This is a genomic window from Helicobacter sp. NHP19-012 (genome assembly GCF_019703325.1).
In the GTDB taxonomy this organism is placed as follows: Bacteria; Campylobacterota; Campylobacteria; order Campylobacterales; family Helicobacteraceae; genus Helicobacter; species Helicobacter gastrofelis.
Genome location: NZ_AP024819.1, coordinates 914,890 through 930,954, shown reverse-complemented (window position 1 = coordinate 930,954; position 16,065 = coordinate 914,890). Strand labels below are relative to the sequence as shown.

The 16,065-nt window shown below is 47.3% G+C and carries 18 protein-coding genes and 1 pseudogene; 8 read left to right on the top strand and 11 right to left on the bottom strand.

The window, feature by feature from the left end:
* Position 1 precedes the first annotated feature (1 nt).
* Entirely contained in the window at positions 2-1,867 is a 1,866-nt protein-coding gene (gene speA, locus K6J74_RS04700) for an arginine decarboxylase (RefSeq protein WP_221271155.1), read from the bottom strand.
* 68 nt (positions 1,868-1,935) lie between these two features.
* On the opposite strand from speA, the gene selA reads away from it, so the two are divergent.
* A complete protein-coding gene (gene selA / locus K6J74_RS04695) occupies positions 1,936-3,216 on the top strand; it encodes an L-seryl-tRNA(Sec) selenium transferase (protein WP_221271154.1) in 1,281 nt (426 codons plus the stop codon).
* 211 nt (positions 3,217-3,427) lie between these two features.
* Here selA and dapB read toward each other — a convergent pair whose 3' ends face one another.
* The 6 genes and pseudogenes from dapB to K6J74_RS04665 form a co-directional block, all read right to left on the bottom strand.
* Positions 3,428-4,201 carry a 4-hydroxy-tetrahydrodipicolinate reductase gene (gene dapB / locus K6J74_RS04690; RefSeq protein ID WP_221271153.1) on the bottom strand — a complete coding sequence of 258 codons (774 nt, stop codon included), beginning with the start codon at positions 4,199-4,201 and terminating at the stop codon, positions 3,428-3,430.
* Positions 4,202-5,160 (bottom strand): annotated as a pseudogene (gene trxB / locus K6J74_RS04685) (thioredoxin-disulfide reductase). It lies immediately after the preceding gene.
* A complete protein-coding gene (gene trxA / locus K6J74_RS04680; protein WP_221271152.1) occupies positions 5,144-5,461 on the bottom strand; it encodes a thioredoxin in 318 nt (105 codons plus the stop codon). The pseudogene trxB and the gene trxA overlap by 17 nt, the downstream one beginning before the upstream one ends.
* Before the next feature lie 64 nt (positions 5,462-5,525).
* Positions 5,526-5,864 carry a YraN family protein gene (locus tag K6J74_RS04675; protein WP_221271151.1) on the bottom strand — a complete coding sequence of 113 codons (339 nt, stop codon included), beginning with the start codon at positions 5,862-5,864 and terminating at the stop codon, positions 5,526-5,528.
* A complete protein-coding gene (locus tag K6J74_RS04670) occupies positions 5,861-7,003 on the bottom strand; it encodes a homoserine dehydrogenase (protein ID WP_221271150.1) in 1,143 nt (380 codons plus the stop codon). Before K6J74_RS04670 ends, K6J74_RS04675 begins: the two co-directional genes overlap by 4 nt.
* 6 nt (positions 7,004-7,009) lie before the next feature.
* Positions 7,010-8,248 carry a cation:proton antiporter domain-containing protein gene (locus K6J74_RS04665; RefSeq protein ID WP_221271149.1) on the bottom strand — a complete coding sequence of 413 codons (1,239 nt, stop codon included), beginning with the start codon at positions 8,246-8,248 and terminating at the stop codon, positions 7,010-7,012.
* Between the two features lie 97 nt (positions 8,249-8,345).
* On the opposite strand from K6J74_RS04665, the gene K6J74_RS04660 reads away from it, so the two are divergent.
* The 7 genes from K6J74_RS04660 (at position 8,346) to K6J74_RS04630 (ending at position 13,831) form a co-directional block, all read left to right on the top strand.
* Positions 8,346-8,660, top strand: a complete 315-nt coding sequence (locus tag K6J74_RS04660; protein ID WP_221271148.1) for a hypothetical protein — start codon at positions 8,346-8,348, stop codon at positions 8,658-8,660.
* Entirely contained in the window at positions 8,651-8,932 is a 282-nt protein-coding gene (locus K6J74_RS04655) for a CiaD-like domain-containing protein (protein WP_221271147.1), read from the top strand. The genes K6J74_RS04660 and K6J74_RS04655 overlap by 10 nt, the downstream gene beginning before the upstream one ends.
* Positions 8,933-8,993: 61 nt before the next feature.
* Entirely contained in the window at positions 8,994-9,677 is a 684-nt protein-coding gene (arsR, locus tag K6J74_RS04650; protein ID WP_221271146.1) for an acid response regulator transcription factor ArsR, read from the top strand.
* Positions 9,678-10,949, top strand: coding sequence for an ArsS family sensor histidine kinase (locus tag K6J74_RS04645; RefSeq protein WP_221271145.1), 1,272 nt, complete (start codon positions 9,678-9,680; stop codon positions 10,947-10,949).
* Positions 10,949-12,148 carry an amidophosphoribosyltransferase gene (locus K6J74_RS04640; RefSeq protein ID WP_221271144.1) on the top strand — a complete coding sequence of 400 codons (1,200 nt, stop codon included), beginning with the start codon at positions 10,949-10,951 and terminating at the stop codon, positions 12,146-12,148. Before K6J74_RS04645 ends, K6J74_RS04640 begins: the two co-directional genes overlap by 1 nt.
* Positions 12,141-13,109 (top strand): porphobilinogen synthase, encoded by a 969-nt coding sequence (gene hemB, locus K6J74_RS04635; protein ID WP_221271143.1) that lies wholly within the window; start codon positions 12,141-12,143, stop codon positions 13,107-13,109. The genes K6J74_RS04640 and hemB overlap by 8 nt, the downstream gene beginning before the upstream one ends.
* Entirely contained in the window at positions 13,109-13,831 is a 723-nt protein-coding gene (locus K6J74_RS04630; RefSeq protein WP_221271142.1) for a YebC/PmpR family DNA-binding transcriptional regulator, read from the top strand. The genes hemB and K6J74_RS04630 overlap by 1 nt, the downstream gene beginning before the upstream one ends.
* Here K6J74_RS04630 and ruvX read toward each other — a convergent pair.
* The 4 genes from ruvX to minD are packed head-to-tail and all read right to left on the bottom strand — an operon-like array spanning position 13,813 to position 16,060.
* Entirely contained in the window at positions 13,813-14,205 is a 393-nt protein-coding gene (ruvX, locus tag K6J74_RS04625; protein ID WP_221271141.1) for a Holliday junction resolvase RuvX, read from the bottom strand. The two genes, K6J74_RS04630 and ruvX, sit on opposite strands and share 19 nt — an antisense overlap.
* The gene (gene dprA / locus K6J74_RS04620) at positions 14,202-15,014 is read right to left on the bottom strand and encodes a DNA-processing protein DprA (protein WP_221271140.1); all 813 of its coding nucleotides are present in this window, start codon (positions 15,012-15,014) and stop codon (positions 14,202-14,204) included. The genes ruvX and dprA overlap by 4 nt, the downstream gene beginning before the upstream one ends.
* On the bottom strand, positions 15,015-15,263 hold the full coding sequence (gene minE / locus K6J74_RS04615) for a cell division topological specificity factor MinE (protein ID WP_221271139.1): 249 nt from the start codon (positions 15,261-15,263) through the stop codon (positions 15,015-15,017).
* Positions 15,260-16,060: a septum site-determining protein MinD gene (minD, locus tag K6J74_RS04610; RefSeq protein WP_221271138.1), complete on the bottom strand. Its 801-nt coding sequence runs from the start codon at positions 16,058-16,060 to the stop codon at positions 15,260-15,262. The genes minE and minD overlap by 4 nt, the downstream gene beginning before the upstream one ends.
* Between the last annotated feature and the right edge of the window lie 5 nt (positions 16,061-16,065).

The window sequence follows — 16,065 nt, the reverse complement described above, 5'->3', positions numbered from 1 at the left end:
CCTACTCTTGCATAGCAAGGGTGCGTAAGTAGCCATTTTCACTCAGCATCACATACAACCGCCCGAGCATTTCCTTTTTATCCTCGCTATCCTCCAACAGCTCGCTATCCTCGATCTTTTGTTTCAAAATCCGCTCGATCTCTTTGGTGTCGTAGTCCAAATCCTCCAAAGCGTCTAAAATCGTTTGGGCTTGGGTGATATCGGTGAGTTCATAGCCCTCGTCTGTGATCTGCACGCTGCACTCTGTGGGGTGCGTGAATAAATTATGGTGCATGCCTAAAACCTCTTGATACGCCCCCACTAAAAAGAAACCCAAAAAATAATCTTCTTGGCGCACATCCACATCGTGCAAGAAAAGGGGTTTGTCTTTATCAAAGCTGATCTCCCCATCGCTATCGCATGTGATGTCCCATAAACTCGCACTCCTTGTAGGCTCCTCCTCTAACTTGTGTAAGGGCATTACAGGAAAGCCCTGCCTTAAGCCCCAATAATCGGGCAAGCTTTGGAAAAATGAGCAATTTAACAAATAACGCTCTTGCACCTGCTCTTGGATACGGATGATGTCGTTGTGATCTTTGTGGCGCAAAAACCCGATCGCCTTTTTAATGATCAAATGCCCCAACACCTCAGCATTGCTGCGATCTTGTAGGTCGATGTAGCCCAAATCAAAGAGCGTAAACAACGACTCCATGTGATCTAGGCTGTCGTGCAAATACTCAATGGCGTTTTTGCTATTGATGTTGTGGTATAAGTCCTCCATCTCTGCCACTAGGGGGGGGTTAGACTTTTTAAGGCGCAAGGTGCTTTCATCGTAATCTTGGGAGAACAACTCCAACACGGGGGCGACAAGCACGGCGTGTGTAGCACTGATGAAACGCCCCGATTCGATAAAAATATTTGGCTCTAGCTCTTTCTTATTTTTTACAATCTCTTTAAGCAAAAACACCACATCGCCGGCAAATTCCTCTAGGGTGTAGTTGCGCTCACACTGGTGCTTGTGCTGGGAATATTCAATGGCTAGCCCCCCGCCGATGTTGATGCTATTCAAGTTAAACGCCCCCATTTTACGCAACTCGGCGTAAATGTTGCCCGCCTCTTTGAGCGCCTTTTTTAGGGGGGTGATGTCGCTAATTTGGCTGCCGATGTGAAAATGGATCATGGTAAGTTGCCCTAGCAAGCCATGCGTTTCTAGTAGGTGCATGGCTTCTAGTAATTCAGTGCTGGCAAGCCCAAATTTGGCGTGGATGCCCGTGCTTTTAGCCCACACCCCCACCCCCGAGCTGTGTAAGCGCACACGGATGCCAATTTTAGGACAAAACTTAACATTTTCGCCAATCGTGTTATTTTCGAGCGCCACTTCAATAATGCTCTTTAATTCACTGAGTCCCTCAATGGTGAGTGTGATGTCTGCCCCCATGCTCGCGGCGATGAAGCCTAGCTCGATCATCTCCTTGTCTTTAAAACCATTGACTGTAACGGGGGCGTTGTCGTGGATATACGCCATGGCTAAAATCAGCTCCGCCTTAGATCCCGCCTCTAGCCCATACGCCCCCTTAAATTTTGCAGAAATTTCCACCAAAGCATGCACAAAGTTTGGCATGTGGTTGACCTTTAGGGGAAAGACCGCCTTAAACGCCCCGCTGTAATGGTATTGGGAAATGGCATGGGAGAACATAGAAAAGAGCTTGTGCACTTGTTTAGAAATCAAATGGGGGAAGCGTAAAAGCAAGGGACCCTTAAAGCCCTGCTCGCGCATATCCAAGACCAAATCTAGTAGGCTGGGCTTGTTGCCCGTATTGACTTTTACAAGCCCCTCCTCAATGATAAAATCCTCCTTGCCCCAATAATTCAAACCATAATTTTGCATGCCAACCCCTATGCGTTGATGAGCTTTTAGTATAACTAAAAATGCTCTTTTGTGTTACAATCCTCCCTATGAAAAACCGCCCCCCCGCCATGCACGCCCTCTTAAATGCCCCAGCTTTGCAAGATTACCCCAAAGCCCCTCTAAAAGCTCTAGCCACAGCCCTTTTTAAAGCCCACCAAGTTACTCCCTTTGCCTGTGCAAGTTTAAATGAGTGGGTAGAGCTTGTCAAGGAACGCTACGACTCTTTAATGTCGCCCCCCTTAAAGCTCCTTTACAACGCCACGGGGGTGGTGCTCTCCACAAATTTAGGGCGCGCCCCACTAGAAGCTAGCCATTTAAAAGAGCTAGAACTTTTAAGTGACTATGTTAATTTAGAAGTAGATATGCAAACGGGCAAACGGGCGAATCGGTGCGCCCTAGTGCAAGAGCTCTTAAAGGTGCTTTTTGGCGCAGAGGACGCTTTGGTGTTAAACAACAACGCCAGCGCCTTAGTCTTAGTGGCAAGCGTCTTTGCCCCTAAAGCCCAAAACAAAGAAACCTTGCTCTCTTACGGGCAGTTAGTGGAAATCGGGGGGCATTTTAGGGCACACGAACTCTTGGATTGCGTAACAAATTTAAAGTTTGTCGGCAGCACGAATAAGACCTATCTACAAGACTACCAACACGCCCTAAGCTCCAACACAACCCTCATTGTAAGCATACATCTTAGCAACTTCTCCCAACAAGGCTTTGTCGCCTCGGTGGGGGCTAAAGAGTTGCTTAAACTCACCACAGCGCATAAAATTTTATTCTATGAAGACCTGGGCAGTCTGCAAAGCGTGCCACAGGTGCAAAAATCCTTAAAGCACGCCCATTTAGTGAGTTTTAGCGCAGATAAACTCTTAGGGAGCGTGCAAGGGGGGGTGGTGCTAGGGGCTAGTGAGTGCATCCAAAAACTAGCCAAACACCCCCTTTATCGGGCATTTAGAGCGGATAAAATCCAACTTTACATGCTTTCTAAAAGTTTGCAAGCCCACATACAAGGGCAAACAAACCCCACACAAAGATTTTTAGCCCAAGATAGGGACGCTCTTTTAAACAAGGCGTTAAAACTCTTGCAACTTTTAGGCGGAGTGCGGGCTACGCTCATAGAAACAACCGCTTTAGTGGGGGGGGGCGTGGCAGATAGTGGGCTTAAAAGCTTTGGCTTGCTCTTAACGCCTAAAAGAAATTTTAAAGAGTTACACCACACTTTGCACCAACAAGGGCTAGCCTGTGTGCTGCGCTACGATGGGGTGCTTGTAGACATCTTTGCGCTGTTTGAAAAAGACTTAAACACGATTGCTAGCATTATTAAAAATACACTTTAAGAGGAGTCCCCCATGCTTTAAGTTAACAACTGGTTAATGCCCACATCTAGGTTGGCAGTGGAGGTGCTGAGCGCAATGTCGTTGATGATGTTAAAATGCTTTTTACCAACATCATGAATCTTTTATTGAAAAATTAGACTACAAGTGTGCTCTTGTTGGGTTAACATGAGCGTTAGTAGACCAAGGCACAGCTTCAATCCATGCTTAAATTTTAAGAGCGGTAGATGTCTTGGATATTGTAAAGTCCGGGTTTTTGGACGGATAACCACTTAGCCGCCTCCAGTGCCCCTTTGGCAAAAATGTTGCGGTCCGTGGCAGTGTGGCTCAGCTCCAAATACTCCCCATCTAAATAAAAGCCCACAGTGTGCCGCCCCAAGACATCACCCGCCCTTAAGCTCGTAAATCCGATCTCCCCCCCTTTGCGTGCGCCCTCTCTATGTTCTTGGATCACCTCTTTAAAATCCACACCTCTAGCGTGGGCGCAAGTTTGCCCTAGAGTCAAAGCCGTTCCGCTCGGTGAATCTTTTTTATAGCGGTGGTGGATCTCTGTGATCTCAATGTCGGCGTGTTCTAAGTTTCTAGCCACCTCTCCCACCACCTCGTTTAACACCGCCACACCTAAAGACATATTAGACGCGTATAAAACGGGGACTTTTTGGCTCAGTTCGGCTAAGACTTGCCATTGTTCTTGCAACCCTGTTGTGCCGCACACAAGGGGTAGGGGATTTGAAAGCAAGGCTTGCAAGAGCATGTCTAAAGCCTTGGGAGAAGAAAAGTCGATCACAAGCTGACAATGGGCAAGAAATTGCTCTACATCATTGGTTACAAAAGTTTCTTGGGGCAAGATTTGGGCGAGCTGCAGGCTCAAATTTTGGCGCAAAAAGACACTTGAAAGGGCTAGGTGGGGGTGCTTTTGTATCTCTTTAGCCAATAACCCCCCAACTTTTCCACTCGCCCCAAAAATCCCCACTTGTAATTGTGGCATTCAATGCCCCTCTAAATAGGCAAGAGCCGAGAGCGCAGCCGTAGCGCCATCCCCAGCCGCACAGACCACTTGTTTTGCCGCCTGTGTGCGTATATCTCCAACGGCAAATAGACCTTTAATGTTTGTTCTCATCGCCAAGTCCACCACAACAGCCCCATGAGGATCGCATGCACAAAGCATGTCCCCATCCTCTTGTTTTAAAATTTCATTGTTGATTTCATAGCCCACAAAAATAAAAACTCCGGGAACGGCCAATTCTTTCACCATGCCCGTATGGGTGTTTTTAAACACCACACCGCTAACCCCATTCGCATCACCCTTGATCTCTTCAATCACAGCGGGGTCAAAAACTCGATTTTGGGGTTATTTTTGGCTTTGTCTAAGGTAATGGGGGCGGCGCGGAAAGTATCGCGGCGGTGGATGAGGTAGACTTTGGTGCAAATTTTGGCTAGGTAAAGGGCTTCTTCTAAAGCCGTGTCGCCCCCGCCCAAAACCGCCACTTCTTTATTCTTGTAGAAAAAACCATCACAAGTTGCACAAGTACTCACCCCATTGCCCCAAAAAGTGTCCTCACCTTTAACGCCCGCTCTCTTAGGTCTACCACCTGTGGCTAGAATCACACTTTTGGCATAAAAAACCTTATTTTCATCCGTGTGGATTGCAAAATGTGTCCCATGGGGTTTAATCTGTGTTACAAGGGTCATTTCGTGCCTAAGCCCAAAGCGAAAACACTGCTCCTGCCAAGGTTGCATGAAGTCCAAACCGCTCACCACTTCACGCACCCCTGGGTAGTTTTCAATCTCGCTACTAAAGGTGATTTGTCCTCCGGGCGCGCCCTTTTCAAACAGCACCACCTCTTTAAGCCCCCCCCTTGTGGCGTAAAGCCCCGCACTTAGCCCAGCAGGACCCCCGCCGATGATCGCTAGGTCTAGTGGGGACGTATTAGAGGAGTTTATCAATGTGATCCTTTAAGGATTGTTTAGAGAGTGCACCCACGGTTTGGTTGAGCACTTTACCATCTTTCATATATAAAATAGTGGGGATGCTACGGATGCCGTAGCGGGCGGACAACTCCTCTTGTTCATCTGTGTTCACTTTGCAAATCTTAGCCCTACCGGCATATTCACTAGCCAGCTCATCAATGATGGGGGAGAGCATTTTACAAGGCCCGCACCAAGGTGCCCAAAAATCTACAATCACTGCGCCATTTTTAGTTTCTACATCAAAATTCTCATGTGTCAATTCAACATAACCTGACATTAATTCTCCTAAATTTTTAAATAGGTGTGCATTATAACATGGATTATCAAGCTTGCCTTTAAACCTAAAATATAATGTTTTGAATCCACTCAAACTGGCAATTTGGTAACTCCCCCTTAAGCGTGAGCACATCAATACAAAAGGCTAAATCATCACTAGGATTTTTTTGAAAATAAAACCCGATGGTTTGTTGGATTTTTTGCAACTTACTAGGTGTAACGGCATAAAGAGGCTCGTCTTTAGCCCGGCTTTTTACCTCAATAAAGTGCAACACCTCATCTTTTAAAGCAATGATGTCAATCTCGCCATAAGGACTGAAAAAGTTGCGGCAAATAATGGCACACCCATGTTTTTGCAGATACTGGCAAGCCAAATCCTCGGCTAACTGCCCCCTTGTGTTCACGCTAAAATGGGGTAAATCTGCGCCCCAGTGCCTAGGTGCTCTTGCAAATAGGCTAGACTTGTGGGCGGTGTGGTGTAGATGTGCTCTTGCCCTACACAAAAGTGCAAAGTGGCGGGGATATTTTTAGGCATGGCTTGTGCTAGGCGGACATAGTGGGGGGTGGGGGGAGTGGGGGCTGTGGCGATTTTGTTCAAGGTTGTTGGCTTTGGGGTGTGTCTTTGTTTGCAAAAGTCTACAATGTCGTTCACCACGGCACTGGCTGTGGCTAACCCTCCCGCTCCCGCTCCATAGTAAAAGGTCTCCCCCACAAAGTCGCCCACGACAATAGCCCCATTCATCACACCTTTAATTTGGGCAAGCAAATGCCCTTGTGGCAGCAAGACAGGACCCACGCTTAAGGCTAGCCCACTTACACTTTTATGCGCTTGGACTAGAAGTTTAAGGGTGTAACCTAAGCGTTTGGCATGCATTAAATCGGCGTTGCTAGTCCCCTCAATGCCTCGTACTGCCACGCCTTCAAGCGCAATCTGCCCTCCAAAGGCTAGGGAAGAAAGAATCAAAAGTTTATGTGCGCTGTCTTGCCCACTGATGTCTAAGTGGGCATTTGCCTCAGCGTAGCCTAACTCTTGGGCTTGTTTGAGCGCATCCTCAAAACTAGACCCCCCGCTCATTTGCTCCAAGATGAAGTTACAAGTTCCATTGACCACGCCTTGTATGCTGATAATGGCGTTAGACGCCAGCCCTTCTTTAAGTGCCTTGATGAGGGGGATGCCCCCGCCCACACTCGCCTCAAAGCCGATGGGGCTGTGGATCAACTTTTGGTGCTTGGCAAGCATGGCTTTGTTTGCAGTGATAAAGCCCTTGCCTTGCTCTAGGGCTTTTGTGGCGAGCTTGTAAGCCAAGTCCACCTGCCCACTCAGCTCCACAATGAGATCGATTTGCGGATCGTCTAAAAGGGCGTTGATGTCCGTGCTTAAAGCAAAGCCCACGGAGCGTTTTTTGCCTAAATCCCGAACTACTCCCCTTTGCACCACCAACTCACGCCCACACCTTTGTGCCAACAGATCGGCGTGCTTGTTTAAAATCTCCACCACACTTAGGCCCACACAGCCCAAGCCCACAATCCCAATTCGAACCATCCTTGATTAAGCCTTGTTTTTGTTAAATTTATCGGTGAAAAAGTCCACAATCGCATCCAAGTATTTCAAAATAAAGGGGGTGATGAGCATGGAAAAGATGATCATCAACACCAAGAATTGTTGGATGTCGTCCGCCCCGACATGGATGATGTCGTGATCGCGCAAGAAGGCTAAAATGCCCTCGTGTTTTTGCAAGGTTAAAAGTTTGTGTTTGCTCGCACTCAAAAACACCACTAGGGCAAACTCCCCAATTTGCGCTAAAGACAAGGCGGCTTTTAAAGAGCTCTTGCTGTCTCTAAAGATGCGTAAAATCCCAAATAAAAACGCTGTTTTTAAGAACATGGCAAAGACAAGTAAGAAAATCACCGCAAAGAGGTTTTCAAATAAAAAGCCCAAGTGGATTTGCATGCCCACCGTAACAAAGAAAAGCCCCAAAAAGATGTTTTTAAGCTGGGCGAACTCCTCTTGCACGCGGATACGATAACGCGACTTGGAGATCGCCATGCCCGCCACGAACGCCCCAAGCGACATGGAAAAGCCAAAAAAGTGGCTAAGGCTTGCTGCCCCAAAGACAATCAGTAGAATCGTTCCCATGAAAATCTCAGGCAAACGGCTCTCTGCGGCTAGGCTTAAAATCCTTGTGGCGGCAAGTTTTCCGGGCAAGAGCAAGAGGGTTAAAATGATCACCGCCGAAACGATGGTTTTGATCACCAAGCCTAAAAAGTGGTTACTCCCCCCACCCATGAGCATTAAAATCAAGAGCATGGGGATCGCCGCAATGTCTTGAAAGATCAAAATCCCCACCACAATTTTGCCCACGGGGGTGTTTAACTGCTTGCTCTCTTCAAAGAATGTCAGCACAATCGCCGTAGAGGAGAGCGAAAAGCCCATCGCCACAACCAAAGAAAAGCCCCAAGACGAACCCATCACAAAGTAGCCAAAGAGCAAGTACAAGGCGGAGGTAACGACTACCTGCAACCCGCCAAAAAGCAAGACCTCCTGTTTCATGGTCTTTAGTTTGTCAAAGTTGAACTCCAGCCCGATCATAAACATGAGGAACACGATCCCAAAGTCGGCGATTTCTGAAAGCGATTCAAAGTCTTGGATGTGAAAAAGGGCGGCGATGATAAGGCCGGTGAAGATATACCCGATGATGACGGGCATTTCGATCTTTTTAAGCAATAGACTGCTCACCACACTAAGTCCCAATCCTGCCACAACCACATACAGCGCATGCACTTCCATTTTGCGCCCTTATCCACTCTTTCAAACTGAATTTTAAAAGCAATTATTAAAAGGGGCTATTATATAATAAGTTGAATAAACGATTAAGGTTTTTAGAGTGGAACAAGCGATTGCGTTAGCGGGTGTGTATGAATTACAAGGGCGTGTTGTGGAAGCCTTACAAATTTACAAAAGCATTTTAAAGAGCGATCCACACCACAAGCAAGCCTTGCAAAGCCACAAACGCTTGAGTGCGCTTGAGCCAAAAACCCCCCAAAAACCCGCTCAAGCCAAGCCCAAAGTGGGGGCAAGTTTGAGCCAATACGCCCCCTTGCAGCGTTTTCAAATCCAAAACATGCAGACCCTATTTAGCCAAGCTGCCACCCCGGCTGAACTTGCAACAATCGAACAATGGTTACTCAAATGGAATTAAAAAACATCATCTCCCAAACTCTAGATGAAATCGAACAAGTCGAGCAAAAACCCAAGGCGGTTAACAAAACTCCGCCCCCCAAACAAAGCCCCAAGGTCTTGCAAGAGGAACAGCAATTCTTAAAGGACCTAGAGCAAAAGACCCTTTTACTCTTCGAGGGTCTAAAGTCCCCCCAAATCAAGAACTTGCCAATGAAGTTAGATCTAGTGGTCAATTATTTGCAATACCAACTCTATATGGTTCAAGAAAGGCTGAAATCTTTCAAGGATTGATTTCGTTTTCATTGATTTTATGTTAATATTTGGCGTTTGTTAACTTTCTATTGAGGTGCTTATGATCAAGATACTCATGATAGAAGATGATGTTGAGTTAGCTGAGATTTTGAGCGAATTTTTAAGCCAGCATGACATTGAAGTGGTGAATTGTGATGAGCCCTACACCGGCATCAGTGCCGCCACTACCCAACAATACGACCTACTGCTCTTGGACTTGACCTTGCCTAATTTAGATGGCTTAGAGGTGTGTAAGCGCATTTCTAAACAAAAAGACATTCCTATTATTATCTCTTCAGCTAGAAATGACCTTAGCGACAAGGTAGAAGCCCTAGAGTGTGGGGCGGACGACTACATCCCCAAACCCTACGACCCTAAAGAACTTCTAGCCCGCATCCAATCCTTGTTGCGCCGCTACAATAAAAAACCCCCACAAGAGGGAGAAACGCAAGCCAAAAACAACCTTTTTAAGATAGACCACGATGCTAGAGAGGTCTATATGCAAAATAGGAAACTCGAGCTCACCCGAGCGGAGTATGAAATTCTTACGCTCTTGATCAGCAAAAAGGGCTATGTCTTTTCTAGGGAGTCGATCGCCATTGAATCCGAGTCCATTAGTCCCGAAAGCTCCAATAAAAGCATAGATGTCATCATTGGGCGTTTGCGCTCCAAGATCGAGCAAGACCCTAAGAAGCCTAAGCACATCATCTCTGTGCGGGGGGTTGGCTATAAACTAGAGTTTTAAATGCCTTTTTCAATCTTTAGTAAGATTGTCTTTTTGTTTGTGATCTCGATCACAAGCTTTGCGGCGTTTTCTTACTATTTTATCCGCTCACAGATCGATCATGAGAATTTTCAAACCCAAATCCGCCACCAACAATTCATCACCACAATCAACCAAGTTCTAGCCGACAAAAATAACCGCTACTCTGCTGAAGTCTATTTACATGAATTGGGTTTTCAAGAGATCACCCAACAAGAACTGCACGAAATCCTAGACAAACAGAAGGGTATAATCGAAAACGATGAGAATCCCCTAGCCCGCATCATCAAGGTTGGCAACAAAATTTTTATCTCCCTTAAAAGTCAGGGCGACACGGTGCTGTATAAGGAAATCCAAAAGACCTCTTACCGCAACTACTACTTTGCGATCTCTGTGGGGGCGTTTTTAATCACCATGATTTTTGTTTTCATGTTGCAAGGTTTTATCCCCATCAATGAACTGCGTAAAAAAGTCCACCTATTTTCAAGCGGGGAAATGGATATAGAGTGCAAGTTAGACCAACAAGATGAGATCGGAGACTTAGCCCTAGCCTTTGACAATGCTATCAAAAAAATTAAAGGCATGAACGAGTCGCGCATTTTATTCTTGCGCGCTATCATGCACGAGCTACGCACCCCTATTGCAAAGGGAATGATTGTCGCCGAAATGGTGGACAACAGCGTGCAAAAAGAAAGGCTACTCACCACTTTTAAGCGTCTAAACGCTTTGATCGAGCAATTTGCCCGCATCGAGCAGCTCTCCTCTAAGAACTACAAAATCACCAAAGAAATGTTTTTGATGGACCGCCTATTAGAGCATGTAAAAAACATGTTGCTCTTAGACAAGGGGAGTGCTTGCATTGTAGCAAATGTGCCAAACCACACCCTTGAGACCGACTTTGAGCTTTTTAGCCTTGTGGTTAAAAATTTGCTAGACAATGCCTTAAAATACAGCCCCGATCGGCAGGTCAAAATTGAAACCATCGGTAAGGACATTGCCATCTCAAATCGGGGCGAGCCTTTAAAAGAGGACTTAATGCACTACTTCAAACCCTACTTCCACCACGAAAACCCTAGCGAGGCGCATGGTTTTGGGCTGGGCATGTATATCATCAAAAGCGCATTGGACACTTTAGAATTGCGTTTAAGCTACGCCTACAAAGATGAGCGCAACATTTTTACGATACACGGATGCATTTTGCAAGAATTTGGACCGCTCTTTTCCAAAGTGCCTAAACGGGGGGCTAGGGTCTAGTGTTTGGGCTCTTTGCTTGCGCCACCCCCGCTCTTGCCCACCAGGCCCTGCTCTCCTTGCAACACCGCGCCCAAGAGGGCATCGCCCTAGCCACTGCTAACAGCCACATAGAGTTTAAGCAATCTCAAGGGTTACTGAGCAGCACCCCCCCCGATTTTTTCACCTCCGCCCCCCACGCTTTAGGGCAGGTTTTAGGCAGTTACCACGACTTTTACGCCAATGAGAGATTAGCCATCGCCTTTTGTGGCAATTTACACAACACAACAACCCCCGCAAAGTTCATCGCCAAAGCCCTAGAGCAAGCCACAGCCCCTAGTCTAGAAGCTAGACTTAAGGAAATTGTCCCCACGCTTAAAGGAGCTTACTCCTTTCTAGTCTTAGCCCCCAATGATTTAATGGCAGTGCGCGACCCAAAAGGTTATCGCCCCCTTTTTGTGGGGGATTTAAACGGCGGGTTTGCCCTAGCCAGCGAGACCTGCGCCCTGCAGGCTTTAGAGGCGATAAACATCAAAGAATCCCCCCCCGCCACGCTTTACACTAAAAAGGGCGTAGCTCTTTTAGCCACCCCCACGCCTAGCCCCTGCGTGTTTGAAGCCATTTACTTTAGCCGCCCTAGCAGCATAGTGTTTAACCAAAGCGTGTATGCCCTGCGTGCCAAATTAGGCCAAGCCCTAGCCAAAGAACACCCCTTAAAAGCGGATTTTGTGCTGCCTATCCCAAGTAGCGGCACCCTAGCCGCCCTAGCTTATGCCAAAGAACTAGGTCTAGACTTTGCCCCTCTTTTAAGCCTTAATCCCTATGTGGGACGCTCTTTCATAGAGAGCAGTCAAGAGAGCAGGGAGCTTAAAGCCCGCCAAAAATTTAGCCTAGTGGCTGAACCCATTAAAGGCAAGGACATTATTTTAATAGACGACTCTTTGGTTAGGGGGACGACCAGTAAAGTCGTGGTCCAAATGCTCAAAAGTGCAGGGGCTAGGCACATCCATTTATTGCTCACTTCCCCCGCCATTTTAGCCCCCTGCCTTTGGGGCATTGACATCCCCAAAGAAAACGAGCTTTTAAGCGTGCAAGGCCATGAAGCCCAAACTATAGGGATTGATAGCGTGGGCTTTTTATCCCTAAACGCCCTAAAGACAGCCATCAATACCCCCTTTTGCAAGGATTGTTTCATCTTAAAAAATAAGGATTGCCATGTTTAAACGATTCCGCCGTCTTAGGACCACGCCCACTTTGCGTAACCTTGTGCGTGAAACGAGGTTACACACCGCCGACTTCATCGCCCCACTCTTTGTGCGCCAAGAAGGCAAGAGTGCGCCCATCGCCTCCATGCCCGGGGTGTTGCAAATGGATTTAGAGGATTTACTCAAAGAGTGCACCCTACTACAAAACCTAGGCATTAAGGCGGTGCTGCTCTTTGGACTGCCTAGCCACAAAGACAGCACGGGCTCAAGTGCCTTAAAAGATGATCACATTGTCGCCACCGCTACAAGGGCGATCAAAGAAAACTTTCCCGATTTGTGCGTGGTGGCGGATTTGTGCTTTTGCGAATACACCGACCACGGGCATTGTGGGATTTTAAAAAATGGGGTGTTAGACAACGATGCCACTTTAGAAATTTTGGCAAAACAAGCCCTCATCTTGGTGCAAAGTGGGGTGGATATGATTGCCCCTAGCAGCATGTTAGATGGTATGGTAGCCGCTTTACGCCAAGCCCTAGATTCTAACGGCTTTAGCCACCTACCCATTATGAGCTACTCTACAAAGTTTGCCAGCAGCTACTACGGGCCTTTTAGAGAGGCGGCTAACTCCGCGCCTAGCTTTGGAGATCGTAAGGCGTATCAAATGGACTTTTCTAACCGCTTTGAAGCGATTTTAGAGAGTTTAGAGGACGAAGTGCAGGGGGCGGACATTCTCATGGTAAAACCCGCCCTTGCCTATTTAGACATCATCAGGGACATTAAAGAACGCACCCTGCTGCCCCTTGCTATCTACAATGTGAGTGGGGAGTATTCCATGTTTAAACTCGCCCAAGCCCACAATCTCATGGACTACAATAATTTAGTGCTAGAGACCATGACCGCCTTTAAAAGGGCGGGGGCGGATATGATCATTAGCTACCACGCCAAAGAGGTGGCTGAGTTACTACAGAAAGGATTTTAATGGGACGGGCTTTTGAATACAGACGGGCAGCGAAAGAAAAACGCTGGGATAAAATGAGTAAGGTGTTTCCTAAATTGGCTAAGGCGATCACGCTAGCAGCTAAAGAGGGTGGAGGGGACCCGGCCAGCAACGCCAAATTACGCACAGCGATTTTAAACGCTAAAGCGCAAAACATGCCTAAGGACAACATAGACGCGGCGATCAAAAGGGCGAGCAGTAAAGAGGGGCAATTAGTGGAGGTGAGCTATGAGGGCAAGGCGAATCACGGGGTCTTGCTTTTCATCGAGTGCATGACCGACAACCCCACCCGCACCATCGCTAACCTTAAAAGCTACTTCAACAAAACCCCCGGGGCGAGCATTGTCAATAACGGCTCTTTGGAGTTTATGTTTTCAAGAAAAAGCGTTTTAGAGGGGCGTTTGGAGGATTTAAAACCTTTAAATCTGTCCTTAGAGGATTTGGAGCTTAGTTTAATCGATTATGGGCTAGAGAGTTTAGAAGTGGAAGGGGAAAGCTTTTTTGCCATTGGCGATTACCAAGACTTTAAACAGCTAAACGAGGGCTTTGAAACCTTAAAAATCCCTGTGCAAAAGGCGAGCTTGCAACGCATTGCCAACGCCCCCATTAGCCTAAGCGAGCAAGCCCTAGCCGAGAGCGAAAAACTGATCGACAAGATCGAAGAGGACGACGATGTGATCGCCCTTTACACCAACATTTCGTGATAGCGTTTTAAGATTTCACAGGCAGCGAGGCTATCCAGAGTGCCGTCCTTGCGGGCTTTTTGGCGTTTTTGTGTCTTGAGGTGGTGGGTGTGCTCTAGGGCATCTAGGCTGGTGTTGCACTCATTGACAAACACTACAGGGGCAAAGTTTAAAAGCCCCACAAAGTGCAGAATGCGTTTGCGTGTGTCGGCGTAGTTTTCAGGGGGCAAGCCCACCACAAGGCAAGAAGGCTTTTTGGTGTCTAAGAGGGCTTGCAACTCTTGACTGGCTTGTTTACGATTAAAGCGTAAAATCGGCTCTAAAGGCAAGATAATGCCCTGCACGCTCATAGCCAAGCCAATGCGTTTTAAGCCAATGTCGCACGCCAAAATCACAGCACCACCACTCGCCCGTTTTCTCTTTTCACCACGCCCAAGAGCTCTTGCTCGAGCAGTAAATCCCCAAACACCGCATAGGCTTCTTCAAAGCTAGGGGACTTTTGGCAAAACTCTAAAAAGTCTGTATTTGTGCTTTGGGTTTTTGCAACCGGTAGGCTTAAGCCAAAATCCCTAGCTAAATCTCCCACGAACTCCACTATGTCGTAAATGGCTTGGGCTTTATTTTGCGCTAAAAGAGCATTTGTGCCCGGGCTCTCAAAGAGCCTTTGGGGTAGGACAAATAAGGGCTTGTTTAATTCTTGGGCTAATCTTGCACTCGCCATAGACCCGCTGTTTTCTTGTGCTTCGGGGATAACGACGACATCACTTAAGGCAATAACCAAGCGGTTGCGCTCTAAAAAGGTGTAGCGGTGGGGCTGCAAATCCTTAGTGTATTCGCTTAAAATCAGCCCCTCTTTGGCAATTTCTTTAATGACTTGGGCGTTGCTAGGTGGGTAAATGCGCTCTAAGGAGCAGGGGGCGAGCATGATCGTGGCGGGTAGGGCGTTTTTTTGAGCGATGATGTCTACGCCTAGTGCTCCCCCACTTATAACCACCGCCCCGATTTTGGCTAATTCTCTTGCCAGCGTGGCGGTGCATTGCTGGGTGTAGGTGGTGGGTTTTCTTGTGCCCACAAGGGCGACTTTTAAGGGGGCTTGCAAGTGCCTTAACTCCCCCACATAGTGCAAGAGTTTAGGAGGGTTTTTTAGGGCTTTAAAACTTAAAGGCAAGAAGTCTAGGGGCTTTGGCGTAAAATGGCTTTGCATTTAAGAAGTGGGGGTTTGCTTTTCGAGCACAATCTCCACTTCTAGGGTGTCTATGTCGTGGTTGGAATTTGCCCGCACATCGATTTTGCTTGTATGGATGTATTTTTGCACAACGGCTAAAATCTCTTTTTTCATCTCCTCCATGTAGGGCAGACGGACACTGCGTTCATAGGCGAGCACGAGCTTTAAGCGGTCCTTGGCAATGTGTGCGCTGCTCGTGCCCTTAAACCATTTGGTGAGCAAGGTCATGCAAACAAGCCCCTTAACGCCCCCATCAACCCCCGCTTAGTTTTAAACTCTACAAAGGGGACATCCTCGCCCAAAATGCGCTTGGTGATCCTTTGAAATGCGAGTGCGCTTGGGCTTTGGGTGTAAATGATCGGCTCGCCCGTGTTTGTAGCGGATATGATTTTAGGATCCTCGGGCACTAAGCCGATTAAGGGCAGAGCAAGGATTTTTAACACATCCTCATTAGAGAGCATCTCTTGTTTCTCCACCAACTCGGGCTTAATGCGGTTGATCAAAATGTGCTTGACCATTTCTTGCCCGTCCTTAACCTTTTGGCTTTTGGCGTCCATGATCCCTATGACCCGATCGCTATCCCTAACACTGCTGACTTCAGGCGTTACCACCACGATCGCCCGATCGGCAAAGAGCATGGCGTGCTCAAATCCGCTTTCAATGCCTGCGGGCGAGTCGATCAACACGAAGTCAAACTGCGCTTTTAAATCCGCAATCAAGGCTTGCACTTTGGACTTCTCTAGGATATTTTTGTCCTTGCTCTGTGAAGCGGGCAAAAAGAACAAGTCTTTGTTCTTTTTGTCTGTGATTAAAGCCTGAGGCAACTTACAGTTGCCTTCCATCACATCCACCACATCGTAGACAATGCGGTTCTCTAGCCCCAAAATCATGTCTAAATTACGCAGACCTATGTCAAAGTCAATCGCCACGACTCTTTTGCCCTGCATGGCAAGCCCAATGGCTAAATTCGCCGTAGAGGTGCTTTTACCCACCCCGCCCTTGCCCGAAGTGATTGTGATGACCACGAAAA

What these genes read in the sequence shown, in the direction of transcription:
- K6J74_RS04665 (WP_221271149.1), bottom strand. Translation starts at nt 8,248, where the DNA reads ATGGAAGTGCATGCGCTGTATGTGGTTGTGGCAGGATTGGGACTTAGT.
- trxA (WP_221271152.1), bottom strand. Translation starts at nt 5,461, where the DNA reads ATGTCAGGTTATGTTGAATTGACACATGAGAATTTTGATGTAGAAACT.
- K6J74_RS04645 (WP_221271145.1), top strand. Translation starts at nt 9,678, where the DNA reads ATGCCTTTTTCAATCTTTAGTAAGATTGTCTTTTTGTTTGTGATCTCG.
- K6J74_RS04670 (WP_221271150.1), bottom strand. Translation starts at nt 7,003, where the DNA reads ATGGTTCGAATTGGGATTGTGGGCTTGGGCTGTGTGGGCCTAAGTGTG.
- selA (WP_221271154.1), top strand. Translation starts at nt 1,936, where the DNA reads ATGAAAAACCGCCCCCCCGCCATGCACGCCCTCTTAAATGCCCCAGCT.
- K6J74_RS04630 (WP_221271142.1), top strand. Translation starts at nt 13,109, where the DNA reads ATGGGACGGGCTTTTGAATACAGACGGGCAGCGAAAGAAAAACGCTGG.
- arsR (WP_221271146.1), top strand. Translation starts at nt 8,994, where the DNA reads ATGATCAAGATACTCATGATAGAAGATGATGTTGAGTTAGCTGAGATT.
- K6J74_RS04655 (WP_221271147.1), top strand. Translation starts at nt 8,651, where the DNA reads ATGGAATTAAAAAACATCATCTCCCAAACTCTAGATGAAATCGAACAA.
- speA (WP_221271155.1), bottom strand. Translation starts at nt 1,867, where the DNA reads ATGCAAAATTATGGTTTGAATTATTGGGGCAAGGAGGATTTTATCATT.
- dprA (WP_221271140.1), bottom strand. Translation starts at nt 15,014, where the DNA reads ATGCAAAGCCATTTTACGCCAAAGCCCCTAGACTTCTTGCCTTTAAGT.
- hemB (WP_221271143.1), top strand. Translation starts at nt 12,141, where the DNA reads ATGTTTAAACGATTCCGCCGTCTTAGGACCACGCCCACTTTGCGTAAC.
- dapB (WP_221271153.1), bottom strand. Translation starts at nt 4,201, where the DNA reads ATGCCACAATTACAAGTGGGGATTTTTGGGGCGAGTGGAAAAGTTGGG.
- minE (WP_221271139.1), bottom strand. Translation starts at nt 15,263, where the DNA reads ATGACCTTGCTCACCAAATGGTTTAAGGGCACGAGCAGCGCACACATT.